A 15,560-nucleotide genomic window follows, 5' to 3' on the forward strand; every position below is an offset into this window, starting at 1 on the left:
TTGAAATTCTATTCTTTCCAGAAAAGCACAGATCCTTAAGCGATAGCTTTTGATATTGAAACCACTTTCATTATATAAAATTTTCCTTTAAGATAAAAGGAAAGGGGGTAAGGATTTATGACGATACAAAATCCTGAACAGGATAAAATCAAGGAAATTCTGGAAGAGGCGAAAACCATCGCTGTTGTGGGGTTGTCCGATAACCCTGAACGTACAAGCTATCAAATTTCAAAAATTATGCAGGAAAATGGATATCGGATTATCCCGGTAAACCCAAAGGTGAACGAAGTACTCGGCGAGAAAGCATACCCTGCTTTAAAAGATATTGATATTCCTTTTGATATTATCAATGTATTCCGGCGATCTGAATTTTTACCTGAGATTGCGGAAGAAGCCGTCCAGACAGACGCCAGTATTTTCTGGGCTCAGCAGGGTGTTGAGAATGAAGAAGCCTATCAATACTTAAAGCAACATGATTTTACGGTCATTATGGATACTTGTATCAAAGTAGCCCATGCTGTTACAATTGGTAAATAAACAAACGTTTGCTTAAGGAAAAAGTCCCTGTTATAGCAGGGATTTTTTCTTTTTTGTTGAAAAAGGTTATTTGCGAAACCTGAAAAAAAGCTTAAAATAAAGAATACATGTCACATTATGTTGATGTTTGGAACATTCGTTCTATAATAGTAATATGATGAAGTTTAAAATGCATCCAAATAGAATCGAATTTGTTTGGGATTGAAAGGGGAACAGGCAATTGAGTAGTCAAAATTCGTATAATGATGACTCTATTCAGGTGTTGGAAGGCTTAGAAGCTGTACGAAAACGACCTGGAATGTACATTGGAAGTACCGATCATCGTGGATTGCATCACCTTGTTTTTGAAATTGTGGATAATGCGGTAGATGAAGCATTATCAGGATTCGGTAATGAAATTAATGTTAAAATACATAAAGATGGAAGCATTTCCGTCCGGGATCATGGACGTGGGATGCCCACAGGTATGCATAAGATGGGAAAGCCTACTCCTGAAGTTATATTAACGGTATTGCATGCCGGCGGTAAGTTTGGACAAGGTGGTTATAAGACGAGCGGAGGTTTGCATGGTGTAGGCGCATCTGTAGTAAATGCCCTGTCCGAATGGCTAGAAGTCACGATCTACCGCGACAAAATGGTATATAAGCAAAGGTTTGAAGATGGCGGAAAGCCGGTTACCGGTCTGGAGCAGCATGGCGGAACCAGAAAAACAGGAACGGAAATTCGCTTTAAACCAGATTCGAATATTTTCTCCACTACCGCATTTCAATTTGAAATATTGGCGGAAAGGCTAAGAGAAGCAGCCTTTTTATTAAAGGGTCTGAAAATCGAATTAACAGATGAAATTCAGGAATTATCTGAAACTTATCAATATCCGGAAGGGTTAAAATCCTTTGTTGATTATTTAAATGAAGAGAAGGATACATTACATCCTGTTGTTGCTTTCGAAGGTGAAAGCCATGGAATTGAGGTTGATTTTGCATTTCAATTTAATGACGGTTATGCGGAAAGTATGCTGTCATTTGTCAATAATGTCCGCACACAGGATGGAGGTACACACGAATCAGGAACCCGTTCAGCCTTAACCCGGAGTATCAATGATCATGCGCGAAAGAATGGCTTGCTAAAAGAGAAGGATAAAAATTTAGATGGAAGTGACATTCGGGAAGGATTTACGGCGATTATATCTGTACGTATTCCCGAGGAGATACTGCAATTTGAAGGTCAGACCAAGAGTAAACTCGGGACTTCAGAGGCTCGTTCTGCTGTTGATAATGTGATATCGGAAAAGCTTTCTTACTTCCTTGAAGAGAATCCCGAAACAGCTACACAGCTGATTAAAAAGGCAATAAAGGCAAGAGAGGCCCGGGAAGCAGCCAGGAAGGCCAGAGAGGATGCCCGCACTGGGAAAAAACGCAAAAAACGGGATGCACTACTAAGTGGAAAGCTTACCCCTGCTCAATCGAAAAATGCTAAAAAAAATGAATTATATTTAGTAGAGGGGGACTCTGCCGGAGGATCAGCCAAACAAGGCAGGGACAGACGCTTTCAGGCCGTTCTTCCTCTTAGGGGTAAGGTTATTAACACGGAGAAAGCGAAAATATCCGATATCTTCAAAAACGAAGAAATCTCCACCATTATTCATACGATAGGTGCGGATGTGGGCGCAGATTTTAATATTGAGGATATTCAATATGATAAGATTATTATTATGACGGATGCGGATACAGATGGAGCGCATATTCAGGTACTCCTGCTAACCTTTTTCTATCGCTATATGAGACCTTTAATTGAAGCTGGAAAAGTTTATATTGCATTGCCTCCTCTGTATAAGGTTTCAAAAGGAAAAGGGAAAAAGGAGAAAACCGAGTACGCTTGGGAAGAAGATGCTCTAAAGGATATCCTGAGTAAATTTAAGAATGGGTACACGATTCAACGCTATAAAGGTTTAGGTGAGATGAACGCAGACCAGCTCTGGGAAACAACGATGAATCCGGACACACGTACCCTCATTCGTGTTACTATTGAGGACTTAGCGCGGGCGGAACGGAGAATTACCACATTGATGGGCGATAAAGTAGAACCCCGGAGAAACTGGATTGAATCGAATGTAGCCTTCAGTCTTGATGATGATGAAAACATTCTGGAAAACGATAAACTTCATACGTAATAAAATAGGAAAAGGAGGACAAGTCATTGGCTGATCAAGCACAATTTTTAGACCTCCCCTTTGAAGAAGTCATTGGGGACAGGTTTGGACGATACAGTAAATATATTATTCAGGAACGGGCCTTGCCAGATGCCAGGGACGGATTAAAGCCCGTACAGCGTCGTATTTTATACGCTATGCATCAGGAGAAAAATACCCATGACAAGCCATTCCGAAAGTCCGCTAAAACCGTGGGAACGGTAATCGGAAACTACCATCCACATGGAGATTCATCTGTATATGAAGCACTGGTACGTATGAGTCAGACGTGGAAGGTGCGAAATGTTTTAGTTGAGATGCATGGAAACAACGGGAGTATCGATGGAGACCCACCAGCAGCCATGCGTTATACGGAGGCGCGTTTAGCCAGTATCACTTCACAATTGTTACGTGATATTGAAAAGGAAACGGTTGATTTTATCCCTAATTTTGATGATACCGACTATGAACCGGTTGTTTTACCAGCGAAATTTCCTAACTTATTAGTCAATGGTTCAACAGGGATTTCGGCAGGCTATGCTACAGATATTCCTCCTCATAACCTGAAAGAGGTCATTGATGCTGTTATCATGAGGATTGATAAGCCAGATGCTGATGTTGAGCAACTAATGAAGGTTTTAAAAGGACCGGACTTCCCTACAGGAGGTATTATTCAGGGAATTGAAGGAATTAAAAAAGCCTATAAAACCGGAAAAGGAAAAGTGGTTGTTCGGGGTAAAGCAGAAATCGAAGAGCTCCGCAGCGGCCGGGAGCAAATCGTCATTAATGAGCTTCCTTATGAGGTTAACAAAGCTAATCTGGTTAAGAAGTTTGATGAATTCCGGCTTGACCGGAAAGTGGAGGGAATAGCAGAGGTCCGTGATGAAACGGATCGGACCGGACTGCAAATTGTGATTGAATTAAAAAAAGATGCGGATAGTGAAGGTATTTTAAATTATTTTTATAAAAATACCGATTTACAAATTACATATAACTTTAATATGGTAGCCATCCATAATAAGACTCCACAATTAATGAGCCTGTCAGCGATATTAGATTCCTACATTCAGCACCAGCGGGATGTCATGATTCGTCAATCCCGTTTTGATTTAAGGAAGGCAAAGGATCGTGCCCATATTGTGGAAGGCTTGATTAAAGCTATTTCCATTTTAGATGATGTGATTGCAGCCATTCGCGCTTCGAAGGATAAACAGGATGCCAAAAATCGTCTGATAGAACTTTTTGATTTTACTGAGAAGCAGTCAGAAGCGATTGTCACATTACAGCTTTATCGATTAACCAATACAGATGTGACAGCGTTGCAGGAAGAGGCGGAGGAACTGAAGAAGCAAATTGAAGAATTAGAATCTATTCTTAATAGTGAAACTAAATTGCTGAAAGAAATTAAAAACGATCTAAAACAGCTTCAAAAGCAGTATAAAACCGATCGTTTAACGAAAATTGAAGAGCAGGTAGAAGAATTAAAGATTAATCTGGAAGTTATGGTAGCAAGTGAGGATGTACTTGTATCCGTTACGAAGGATGGTTACGTGAAGCGGACCAGTCTCAGATCCTATTCTGCATCGAATGAAAGTGATTTACCGGTAAAAGAAGGAGACCATCTCTTAACCTTACAGGAGTTAAATACAACGGATAAAATTCTTCTATTTACAAACAAAGGGAATTACTTATACATTCATGTCCACGAGCTTCCGGATATCAGGTGGAAGGATTTAGGTCAGCATGTGGCTAACTTAGTTACTATAGAACCGGATGAAAAAATCATTAACGTTCTTCCTGTCAGAGAGTTTTCAGATGATCAATACCTGCTGTTCTTTACGCGAAACGGAATGGTGAAAAAGACGGAGCTAAAACAGTATGATGCGCAGAGACGCTCGAAACCATTGGTAGCTATAAATCTAAAAAACGATGATGAAGTCGTCAGTGTTCATCAGACAGATGGCAATCAGGATTTATTTATTACATCCAATAAAGGCTTCGGCTTATGGTACCATGAATCAGAAGTGAAACCCGTGGGTCAGCGTGCTGCTGGTGTGAAGGCCATTCAGTTGAAAAAGGATGAATTTGTTATCAGTGGTGAAGTCTTTGATGAATTAACAGCTCCTTCTATCGTACTGATAACACAAAGGGGAGCATGTAAACGTATGGCCCTGTCTGACTTCGAACAATCCTCACGGGCTAAAAGAGGACTGGTTATGCTTAAAGAGCTGAAATCTAAGCCGCACCGTGCTGTTGGGTTACATTTAATCCAGGAAGAAGAGTTTGTTATATTTCAAACTGAAGATGACCAAATTCATGAGTTGTATCCCTTGGAATTGAAGAAACACGACCGGTACAGTAATGGTTCATTTGTTGTTGATACTGACTTAACAGGGAATGTCATAAGTACTTGGAAAAAACCTTCTTATATAAAACCATTTGAAGAATTAAAAGAAGAATAAATCTAAGATTAAAATAGGGTCTGTTTATATAAGCAGATCCTATTTTTTTCGAACTAGTACGTCAAAATATCCTTCCCGGAATAGGGTTCACTTTAACTCATTTATTGAATACCTGGTTCAAATCATGTATATTAGAACCAGGTATTAATAATAGATAACAACGTATCTTAGGAGGATTTTGAAGTGGATTTATTAAAATTAAAGGATAAAAACATCGTTGTAATGGGTGTTGCGAATGAGAGAAGTCTGGCTTGGGGTGTGGCTCAATCCCTTTATGGGGCAGGTGCAAACGTAATTTTTACATATCGACAGGAGCGCTCCAAAAAGAAATTGGAGAAACTATTGGAGAAGCATGAATACGATGCTGAGCTTGTTGTACAGTGTGATGTGAATGATGATGAAAGTATTAAAGGAACGTTCAAAGAAATAGGCGATAAGGTTGGAACAATACATGGAATTGTTCATTCGATTGCATTTGCTCATGGAGAGGATTTAAAGGGAGATTTTGTTGAAACCTCCCGTGATGGATTTGCCTATGCACATGATACCAGTGCATATTCCATTATTGCTGTTGCCAGAGAGGCAAAACCTTATATGACTGAAGGAGGCTCAATCATTGGAATGACCTTCCTGGGAGCACAAAGAGTGATTCCTGAATATAAGGTTATGGGTATTGCAAAATCAGCATTGGAATCTTCTGTGAAGTATTTGGCAGAGGATTTAGGGGAAGATCAAATTCGTGTAAATGCCCTGTCGGCTGGACCTGTTCGTACCCTGGCCGCAAAAGGAATTTCCTCCTTCAATGAAATTCTTAGTGAAGTTGAAGAAAGAGCACCATTACGAAAGAACGTGACTAAGGAAGAAGTAGGGGATATGGCATTGGTTATGCTAAGTCACTTATCCCGTGGTGTAACCGGAGAAATTATTTACGTTGACTCCGGATATAACATTCTTTAAAGAAAAGCGAAGGCGATTCGGGAGCCCGTAGCAGGACATAGAAAAGCGGAGGTGACTTTCGAGTGCTTCCCTTTTTCTTTTTGTTGAAAGGTTTCTGAATATTGTGATATAATCACTTTATATGAAAGGATGGGAGTTGATGTATGGCTGAATTAAAGGAGCGTATCGTTGAATCTTCTTTATACTTATTTGAACAGTATGGGTTTCATGGTGTTACGGTCAATGATATTGTCCAGCATTCTAGGACGTCAAAAGGAGGGTTTTACCACCATTTTCAATCTAAAGATGAGCTCTTATTTATGATTCATGATACATTTATCACATACGTTTTAGCAAAAGCAGACGAAGCTATTTCTACTTATGAAAAACCTGCTCTGCAGCTTCATGCAATCATCCAGTCATTTGTAAAAGTCTTTGATTTATATAAACCCCACATTTCAGTCTTCTACCAGGAAAGCAATTATCTTAAACCTCACTTTGATCAGCTTATCAAGAGAAAACGGGATCAATTTAAACAAATGATCTTCCAGGTTATCCAACAGGGACAAAGCTCAGGGGAATTTCGTGCATCTCTTCCTGCCGAAATAACCGGAATGTCGATTCTGGGAATGGTAAACTGGACGTATAAATGGTATCAGAAAGATGGAGAGAAAACGATTGAAGAAATTGCCCATACATTTTCGGATATTATTTTACAGGGCATTTTAACACCATCTGCAAAAGAAAATCCGCAACTTAAACCCTTATTACTTTAAAATTATGGGCAAAAATAAAAGCGCTTACATTTGTGGTATTTACAGACCAACTGGTCGGTCTTAAACGATAAGTTTTTAAGGGGGAGTTTGATGAACTTTGAATTGACAAAGGAACAGGAAATGACCAAAAGAATGGTGAGGAATTTCGCTGAAGATGTTATACGGCCAAGAACCATTGATATAGACAGGAAAGCGGAATTTCCTCGTGACATTTTTAGGGATATGGGTGAATTAGGATTATTAGGGATTCCCTTTCCTGAGAAATATGGGGGTACTGGCGGGGATACCGTGATGTATGCCCTCGCAGTGGAGGAAATTGGTCGTGTATGCGGAAGCACAGGCTTAAGTTATGCTGCAGCTGTTTCTTTGGGTGCTTCACCGATTTATTATTTTGGAACAGAGGAGCAGAAGGAAAAATATCTTATTCCCCTGGCTACAGGAAAGGCTCTGGGTTCATTTGGCCTAACAGAGCCTAACGCAGGTTCCGATGCAGGTGGAACACAAACGTCAGCAAGCATATCCGGCGATGAATACATTATCAATGGGGAAAAATGCTTCATAACGAATGCGAGTTTCGCTAAAACACTAATCGTAACCGCTGTAACAAACGAGAACGATCAGTCTGAGGATAAAAAAGTATCCGCACTGATTGTACCAACTGATGCTGATGGGCTAACCATCAGAAATCCCTATGAAAAAATGGGGGTCCGGGGATCAGATACCGCAGAGATTGTGATTGAAGACGTTCGAGTGCCCAGGGAAAACTTACTGGGAGATCCGACAAAAGGATTTAAGCAATTTTTATATACGTTGGATGGCGGACGAATATCCATCGGTGCTCTCGGTGTAGGAATTGCTCAGGCTGCTTATGAAAAGGCCTTAGCGTATGCAAAGGAACGAAAGCAGTTCGGAAAATCCATATCCAGATTTCAGGCAATTCAGTTTAAATTAGCTGATATGGCGATGGAGATAGAATTAGCAAGAAATATGGTTCATAAGGCAGCCTGGTTGAAAGATCAGAACAAACCTTTCACGAAAGAAGCTGCCTACGCAAAGCTTTACGCAACCGAAGCAGCTTTCAGAGCAGCAAATCAGGCGATTCAAATTCATGGGGGTTATGGATATATGCGTGAATATGAAGTTGAGCGATATCTACGTGATGCGAAGCTGCTTGAAATCGGTGAAGGGACATCAGAGATTCAGAGATTAGTCATTGCAAGACAAATAGGATGCTGAATCTAAATAATAATAAGGAGGAATCATAATGAAGGAAGTAAAATCTACAATGGCAGGTAACGTGTGGAAAATCGTGGTCGAAGCAGGACAGGAAATAACAAATGGGGAGGATGTTGTCATTCTGGAATCTATGAAAATGGAAATCCCCGTCTCAGCAGAATCAGATGGTGTTGTAAAGGAAGTAAAAGTAAAGGAGGGTGACTTCGTGAATGAAGGAGACCGCCTGGTTATTTTGGAGTAACTGCAATAGCACTTATTTTTTACACACGGGGGAGTCCAAACGGAAAATCCGGTAAAAAAAAATCCGGTAAAAATGGACCGGAGAAGAGTCTGCTAAAGGGGAGGTAACGGTGAATACTGTTTTATTTGATGTCGTTGAAGATTATATCGGACTGATTACGCTTAATCGTCCAAAGGCTGCAAATGCCTTTTCGACTGAATTACTGCAGGATTTAAATGACTGTATGGATTTAATTGAGGCCAGGGACGATTTACGTGTTTTAATTATTAAAGGAAGCGGTGAGAAGGCATTTTGTGCAGGTGCAGACTTAAAAGAGCGGGCCAGCATGTCAAAGAATGAAGTGGTTCAGACTGTAAAAACGATTAAAGAAACCGTAAATCGAGTGGAGGCTTTGCCGATGCCTGTTATTGCAGCCATTAATGGGGCTGCATTTGGTGGAGGACTGGAGCTTGCGCTTGCATGCGATATACGCATGGCCAGTACAGAAGCGTCTTTAGGGCTGACGGAAACCTCTCTCGGCATCATTCCTGGTGCCGGGGGAACCCAAAGACTGCCCCGATTAATCGGGCCAGGCCGGGCGAAGTACCTTATTTATTCTGCCCGTCGAGTCTCCAGTCAGGAGGCTTATCAACTGGGAATGATAGAGGTGCTTGTAGAGCGGGGAAAGCTTGTGGAACAAGTATTATCCGAGGCATCTATCATTGCCGGCAATGGCCCGATCGGGGTGAGACAGGCTAAAGAAGCGATTCAGTCAGGCCTCAATACCAATATTGAGACAGGCTTAGATATTGAAGAGGCATGCTATAAACGAACCATTCCAACCAACGATCGTTTGGAAGGAATACAGGCTTTTAAGGAGAAACGTAAACCGAATTTTTCAGGAAACTAAAGGGGTGGAAACATGGGAATGGACGAACAACTTTCTGAAGCTGTTGAACGGATTAGACAAGGAGGCGGCGAGAAATATCATAGAAAAAATCAGGAAAAGAATAAATTATTTGTTCGTGATCGATTAAAGGAATTATTTGATGACAATTTAAATATAGAGGATGCTTTTTTTGCCAACTGTATGGATGGGAATTTTCCGGCTGATGGGGTCGTAACCGGAATGGGTCAAATCAATGGTCAAACCGTATGTGTAATGGCAAATGATTCAACGGTAAAAGCCGGGTCCTGGGGAGCTCGTACAGTCGAAAAAATCATTCGTATCCAAGAGACCGCAGAAAAGCTGAATGTTCCCATGCTGTACCTGGTAGACTCTGCGGGAGCTCGTATTACCGATCAGGTCGAAATGTTTCCAGGAAGACGTGGCGCCGGACGAATCTTTTATAATCAGGTGAAATTATCAGGACGTGTTCCGCAAATTTGTCTGTTATTTGGACCTTCAGCTGCTGGTGGTGCATATATTCCTGCCTTTTGCGATATTGTAGTTATGGTGGACGGCAATGCATCTATGTACCTTGGTTCGCCTCGTATGGCAGAAAAAGTTATTGGAGAAAAGGTTTCGTTAGAAGAAATGGGCGGGGCGCAGATGCATTGTTCCGTATCAGGAGTTGGTGATGTGCTGGCAAAAACGGAAGAAGAGGCAATATCCTTTGCCAGAAAATATTTATCATACTTTCCTGCTAACTACAAAGAAAGACCACCAAAAGTACAACACGAGTCTCCAAAGGCTTTTGAAAAGACGATTTCGGACATCCTGCCAGAGAACCAGAATGCACCATTTGATATGTATGAGCTTATTCACAGACTTATCGACGAAGAAAGTTTTTGTGAAATTAAGCGGAATTTTGCCAGGGAAATCATTACAGGTCTAGCCCGAATAGATGGCCGGTCAGTCGGTATTATTGCCAATCAGCCACGCATGAAAGGTGGCGTATTATTTCATGATTCAGCCGATAAAGCTGCGAAGTTCATTACGCTTTGTGATGCCTTTCATATTCCGCTGCTCTTTCTTGCTGATATTCCGGGATTTATGATTGGTACAAAAGTTGAGCAGGCAGGTATTATTCGTCATGGGGCAAAGATGATTGCAGCCATGAGTGAGGCCACTGTTCCAAAAGTATCTGTCATAGTTCGCAAAGCGTACGGTGCAGGCCTGTATGCCATGGCAGGTCCCGCCTTTGAACCGGATTGCTGTTTAGCTTTACCTACAGCTCAAATTGCTGTCATGGGGCCTGAGGCAGCGGTGAATGCCGTTTATGCAAATAAGATTGCTGAATTACCGGAAGAAGAGCGACGATCATTTATCCAGGAAAAGCAAAAGGAGTATAAGGAGAATATCGATATTTACCGACTCGCTTCAGAAATGGTCATTGACGATATTGTACAGCCTGATCAGCTGCGTCAAGAGTTAATGACCAGGTTTTCCTCATACGAAACAAAAGATATAACGTTTAGTGAGCGAAAACACGGAGTATATCCAGTATAACAATAGATAATTAACGTTGAGGGTGCTGATCAGACAAACAGCACCCTTTTTCTGTATGGTAAAATAAAAATAACTTGATGGAGGAGGGAGATCTATGAATAACGATCAAAAAGCTAAAGTTATAGAGCAGTTTTCAAAGAATGCTGACTCCTACGTAACGAGTCATTCTCATGCAAAGGGGAATGATTTACAACACATAAAAAAATGGTTACATCCTGAATCAAACTGGAAGGTTCTTGATATTGCCACAGGTGGAGGGCATGTAGCCAAAACTCTTGGACCTGTGGTTAGCCAGGTATTTGCCAGTGACCTCACGAAAACAATGCTTCAGAATACAGCATCCCACCTCAGAAACTATGAGAATATCTTTTTTATTCTTGCAGATGCAGAAAATCTTCCATTTTTAGATGAAACCTTCGATGCTGTTACTTGCAGAATCGCAGCCCACCATTTTCCAAAGCCGGAGTTTTTCATAAAGGAAACGTCCAGAGTTCTTAAGCCAGAGGGAAAGTTTCTCCTGATTGATAATGTTGTTCCAGAAGAAGAGGCGTTAGCTGATTTTATGAATCGCTTCGAAAAATTGCGTGATGGAAGTCATGCTAACTGTCTTTCGCCTTCTGAATGGAACCAGTTAAGCTCAAAATATCAATTAAAGGAGCTAAAAAGAGATGTACATAAAAAAACCTATCCATTTAAAACCTGGGTGCAGCGAACTACAGAAAGTGAAAACGACTGGAAGCAGGTGGAGGACTATATTTTAAGCGGATCTCATGAGGCACTTTCCTATTTTTCTGTCAGGACAGAAGATAATCGTATTGTTTCGCTTGAAGTAGATGAGATGATGAGTGTATATGAAAAGCGATGAATTCAAACTATGTTGGGTATTAAATAGAGAGAGGAGATTAATAGAAGACATACGAAACTCACGTATCACAAGTAAATGGAGAGGGAGGGTGATGAAAGAATGGTTAGGTTCTGCAGCGATTTGTTTCAATGAAAATACTGAAGTTCTTATGGTTAGAAGTAATGACTCTGAGGGCTGGAGTGTCCCTCTGGCGAAATTGAAAAAGGAGAGACACCTGAAGAATGCTGCATTAGAGAAGTGAAAGAAGAAACAGGATATGACGTTAGAATTATTAAAAATTTGTTTGTTAAGGAGACTGTAATAAAGGGGATAAACGTAAAGACCTATTATTTTAAAGTAGAGAAAATAGGAGAAAGTGAGGGGATAAATGACCCTGATAAAACCATTATAGAAGCCGCCTGGAAGTCTTTATCAGAAATAGATAATATGATTCATATATATCCAGAAGATTTAAAGACAATTCAAAAAAGCAGTGATGAATATAGGGAGAAAATATGATAAATATTATGAAGGCGAATGAAAGCCATGTCAAAGGAATTTCAAACGTATGTATTAGAGGGTATTGGGCGACATATGGGGAAAGTCACTCAAAAGAGTGGATTGAAAGAGTGATAAAAGATTTTTATAATCACAAAAGAATATTAAGAGAAGTAACAGAATTTAATCGTGATTGGGGCGGATATTTTGTAGCCGTTGAGAACGGAAAAATAATTGGTGCAGCAGGTGGAGGAATGATAGATTCAGAAATTGGAGAGTTATTCGTTATATACATTGACCCTGCAAGAAGAAATGAAGGGATTGGCACTAAATTATTGGATGCCGTCACGAAACAACAGAAAGAAAAATAGGGTGCCAAAGAACAATGGGTCTCTGTTCAAAAAGGAAAATATGAAAGGAATTCCATTTTATGAAGGCAAAGGTTTCAAATTTCAATATGAAAATCCAACGTATTAAATTAAGATATTGCAGAGAGATATGAATTTTTTCAAAAAAAGGCCGGAGTTTTGTAAATAAGTGAGCATCATGTATTACTCTATATAAATAATTTACGCAAAAGAGGATGGGACATAACGAATTCGATTGGTAATAAACCGAATAATAGGATTCTTTAGCGAAGTATTTTCTGGAGTAGTGGTTCCTCACCTATTATATTTCGGATTTACCTTTAGCGAAAACACTTTTGTCCCAGCCTCTTTTGACTTGCGAATTATAATTGTAATGAGCATCCAAAGCGTTTTCTACTTCAATTTCATATCTGATACATCTCTAATTTCTTCAAGACATTTCGGATTTTCCAGAGCGGATAGATCCCCACTTTCCTTTTGTAAAAATGCGGACTTTATCGCACGTCGCATAACCTTAGCATTTCTGGTTTTTGGTAAATCCTGAACAAAAAAGAGTCTGCTTGGGGCTATTGCTTTACCCAACTTGGCGATAGCTAATGTTGTAAGCTCTTCTTTAAGTAATGTTTTATTTACATTATCGTTATTGCACACGACGAAAGCGACCGGAGTTTCTCCTTTAACGTCATGGGGAACACCGATGACTCCGGCTTCCAGAACGTCCTCATGTTCCACAAGTACGGACTCAATTTCAGCAGGTCCCAGACGCTTTCCTGCCACATTCAATGTATCATCAGAACGCCCGGTAATGGTGAAATAACCTTCATCATCTTTTATGACCCAATCTCCATGTACCCATGTATCCTTGAAGCGGCTCCAGTACGTATTTTCATAGCGGTCATTCTCTTTATAAAATCCATTTGTCATTCCCACCCATGGCTGTTTGATCACTAATTCGCCAACTTCATTGGATACAGACTGACCATTTTGATCAAATACATCCACATCCATACCAGGTAATGCAGCATTAAAGGAAATAGGAGCAATCGGCTTCACTAGGACATTACCAAAAATCCCACCTGAGATTTCCGTTCCACCTGAATAGTTAAAAATAGGAATCTTCCTGCGACACACCTTTTCATAAAGCCACATCCATGGCTCCCGATTCCATGGTTCACCTGTAGAACCAATCATCTTTAAAGTTGATAAATCTTTTGGTTCAATCCATTCCTCGCCTTGCCCCATTAATGAACGTATGAGGGTGGGGGAGATGCCTAAATGGGTCACACGATGCCGCTCGACCAGCTGCCAAATACGATCTGGATTTGGATAATCAGGAGTTCCTTCAAAAAGAATCATACGGGCACCATTCATCAATGCGCCATAAACAAGAAAGGGTCCCATCATCCAGCCCATATCTGTATACCAGAACAAGGTATCCTCGGGTTGAACATCCATACATATTCCAGCATCAAAGGCGGCTTTTACAGGAAATCCGTGGTGGGTATGAAGGGCACCTTTTGGCTTTCCTGTCGTTCCTGAGGTGTATATAATCATGTAGGGGTCGTTTCCGGCAGTCCTGCTCCTTCTGTAATCGCTTACATTTTGTCGAATTTCCTTCCATGCTACATCCTGATTGGTATTCCAGTTTATATCCCGTTGTGTACGTTCAACGACAATAACTTTTTCGATGGAGGACGATTGCTTAACAGCCTTATCCGCTTCTTCCTTCATACGAATTTCAGATCCTCTGCGATAAAAACCATCCACAGTAATCAGCCATTTTGCTTCTGCAGCATTCATCCTTTTCGCTACAGCTTCTGCCTTATATCCTGAAAAAGCAGGGGAAAATATGGCACCAATCTTGGATATAGCCAGCATTGCAATAACTGTTTCCGGAAGCATTGGCATGTAAAGTGTGACCACATCTTTACGTTGAACGCCCAACTGTTCAAGTCCGTTAGCAACCTTGTTAATTTCTTTTTCCAATTCGGCAAATGTGTACGTTTTTGTCTGACCATCGTCACCTTCCCATATCAGTGCCTGTTTTTTTGATGTCGTTGCATTTTCAGCCCATTTGTCTACACAATTGTATGTAACATTCATTTCACCATTTACAAACCATTCCGGATACATCTTTCCATTTGTTAAATCGAGAGTTTTTGTATACGGTTGATCCCATTTCACATTTAATGCCTTGGTGGCCTGATCCCAAAACCAGGCAATATCCTCGACAGACTGTTGGTGAAACGTGTCATAATCCTCGTAACCAAGTGAGTTCATCCATTGAAACAGGCGAGTGGATCTTTTAAATGTTTCACTTGGGAACCACATAGCTTTTGACATTCTAAACCTCCTTTGACAGTAATGAAAATTCTGAAAAGTATCTCACATTTATTATAATATAAAAGGGAGGGAAGTGAAAAGCAAATAGAGAAAAGATTAATATATAGGAGTTTTATAAAAAATCATTATTCAGAGGTGACCTATCTATATGACGATAACCATCCGTAAGTGTACCAGGAAGGATTTAAACAAACTTCAGGAAATAAGTTATGAAACATTTAATGAGACATTTAAGCACCAGAATTCACCTGAAAATATGAAAACCTATCTGAAGAATGCATTTAATTCTAAACAGTTGGAGACTGAATTGTCCAATGAATCCTCACAGTTCTTTTTTATTTATTTACATCATGAAATTGCCGGCTATCTGAAGGTTAATATCGATGATGCCCAGTCTGAAATAATGGGGGATGAAGCTCTCGAAATTGAAAGAATTTATATCAGGAGCAAATTTCAAAATCATGGACTGGGCAAAGATCTTTTAAATAAAGCTGAAGAAATGGCTGTGAAATGTGACAAAAGGAAGATCTGGCTGGGTGTCTGGGAGAAAAACGAACATGCGATTGCTTTTTATAAGAAACAGGGGTTTGTAAAAACAGGAGATCATGCATTTTATATGGGAGATGAAAAACAAATCGATTTTATAATGACGAAAAACCTTTAATTGAGAGAAATTATTTCATTAAAACACAATCAGAAG

Annotated in this window: 15 protein-coding genes; 14 read left to right on the plus strand and 1 reads right to left on the minus strand. The window is 40.2% G+C overall.

Features of this window, described 5'->3' with window-relative positions; all coding sequences use genetic code 11:
* The first annotated feature begins 123 nt into the window (after window positions 1-123).
* The 13 genes from ACZ5OK_RS08990 to ACZ5OK_RS09050 all read left to right on the plus strand — a co-directional run bounded on the left by ACZ5OK_RS08990 (window position 124) and on the right by ACZ5OK_RS09050 (window position 12,520).
* Complete coding sequence (locus tag ACZ5OK_RS08990) at window positions 124-537, plus strand: CoA-binding protein (protein WP_343841524.1); 414 nt, start codon at window positions 124-126, stop codon at window positions 535-537.
* A 220-nt stretch (window positions 538-757) separates the two neighbouring features.
* Window positions 758-2,707: a DNA topoisomerase IV subunit B gene (parE, locus tag ACZ5OK_RS08995; protein ID WP_343841403.1), complete on the plus strand. Its 1,950-nt coding sequence runs from the start codon at window positions 758-760 to the stop codon at window positions 2,705-2,707.
* A 26-nt stretch (window positions 2,708-2,733) separates the two neighbouring features.
* Window positions 2,734-5,187, plus strand: a complete 2,454-nt coding sequence (gene parC, locus ACZ5OK_RS09000; RefSeq protein WP_343841406.1) for a DNA topoisomerase IV subunit A — start codon at window positions 2,734-2,736, stop codon at window positions 5,185-5,187.
* Between the two features lie 183 nt (window positions 5,188-5,370).
* Window positions 5,371-6,144, plus strand: coding sequence for an enoyl-ACP reductase FabI (fabI, locus tag ACZ5OK_RS09005; protein ID WP_343841408.1), 774 nt, complete (start codon window positions 5,371-5,373; stop codon window positions 6,142-6,144).
* Between the two features lie 143 nt (window positions 6,145-6,287).
* Window positions 6,288-6,899, plus strand: coding sequence for a TetR/AcrR family transcriptional regulator (locus ACZ5OK_RS09010; RefSeq protein WP_343841411.1), 612 nt, complete (start codon window positions 6,288-6,290; stop codon window positions 6,897-6,899).
* A 90-nt stretch (window positions 6,900-6,989) separates the two neighbouring features.
* Window positions 6,990-8,135: an acyl-CoA dehydrogenase family protein gene (locus ACZ5OK_RS09015; RefSeq protein ID WP_343841414.1), complete on the plus strand. Its 1,146-nt coding sequence runs from the start codon at window positions 6,990-6,992 to the stop codon at window positions 8,133-8,135.
* 28 nt (window positions 8,136-8,163) lie between these two features.
* A complete protein-coding gene (locus tag ACZ5OK_RS09020; protein ID WP_343841416.1) occupies window positions 8,164-8,376 on the plus strand; it encodes an acetyl-CoA carboxylase biotin carboxyl carrier protein subunit in 213 nt (70 codons plus the stop codon).
* 109 nt (window positions 8,377-8,485) lie between these two features.
* On the plus strand, window positions 8,486-9,265 hold the full coding sequence (locus ACZ5OK_RS09025; RefSeq protein ID WP_343841418.1) for an enoyl-CoA hydratase: 780 nt from the start codon (window positions 8,486-8,488) through the stop codon (window positions 9,263-9,265).
* A 12-nt stretch (window positions 9,266-9,277) separates the two neighbouring features.
* On the plus strand, window positions 9,278-10,807 hold the full coding sequence (locus ACZ5OK_RS09030) for an acyl-CoA carboxylase subunit beta (protein WP_343841420.1): 1,530 nt from the start codon (window positions 9,278-9,280) through the stop codon (window positions 10,805-10,807).
* A gap of 94 nt (window positions 10,808-10,901) precedes the next feature.
* The gene (locus ACZ5OK_RS09035; RefSeq protein ID WP_343841422.1) at window positions 10,902-11,672 is read left to right on the plus strand and encodes a class I SAM-dependent methyltransferase; all 771 of its coding nucleotides are present in this window, start codon (window positions 10,902-10,904) and stop codon (window positions 11,670-11,672) included.
* A gap of 91 nt (window positions 11,673-11,763) precedes the next feature.
* On the plus strand, window positions 11,764-11,913 hold the full coding sequence (locus tag ACZ5OK_RS09040; protein ID WP_343841424.1) for a hypothetical protein: 150 nt from the start codon (window positions 11,764-11,766) through the stop codon (window positions 11,911-11,913).
* Window positions 11,910-12,170 (plus strand): NUDIX hydrolase, encoded by a 261-nt coding sequence (locus ACZ5OK_RS09045; protein ID WP_343841426.1) that lies wholly within the window; start codon window positions 11,910-11,912, stop codon window positions 12,168-12,170. Before ACZ5OK_RS09040 ends, ACZ5OK_RS09045 begins: the two co-directional genes overlap by 4 nt.
* Before the next feature lie 8 nt (window positions 12,171-12,178).
* On the plus strand, window positions 12,179-12,520 hold the full coding sequence (locus tag ACZ5OK_RS09050; RefSeq protein ID WP_343841428.1) for a GNAT family N-acetyltransferase: 342 nt from the start codon (window positions 12,179-12,181) through the stop codon (window positions 12,518-12,520).
* Window positions 12,521-12,910: 390 nt separating this feature from the next.
* Here ACZ5OK_RS09050 and ACZ5OK_RS09055 read toward each other — a convergent pair whose 3' ends face one another.
* Entirely contained in the window at window positions 12,911-14,860 is a 1,950-nt protein-coding gene (locus ACZ5OK_RS09055) for an AMP-binding protein (RefSeq protein ID WP_343841430.1), read from the minus strand.
* Window positions 14,861-15,008: 148 nt separating this feature from the next.
* On the opposite strand from ACZ5OK_RS09055, the gene paiA reads away from it, so the two are divergent.
* On the plus strand, window positions 15,009-15,524 hold the full coding sequence (gene paiA / locus ACZ5OK_RS09060; protein ID WP_343841432.1) for a spermidine/spermine N(1)-acetyltransferase: 516 nt from the start codon (window positions 15,009-15,011) through the stop codon (window positions 15,522-15,524).
* The last annotated feature ends 36 nt before the right edge of the window (window positions 15,525-15,560 follow it).

It is taken from the genome of Salinibacillus aidingensis (assembly GCF_055393355.1).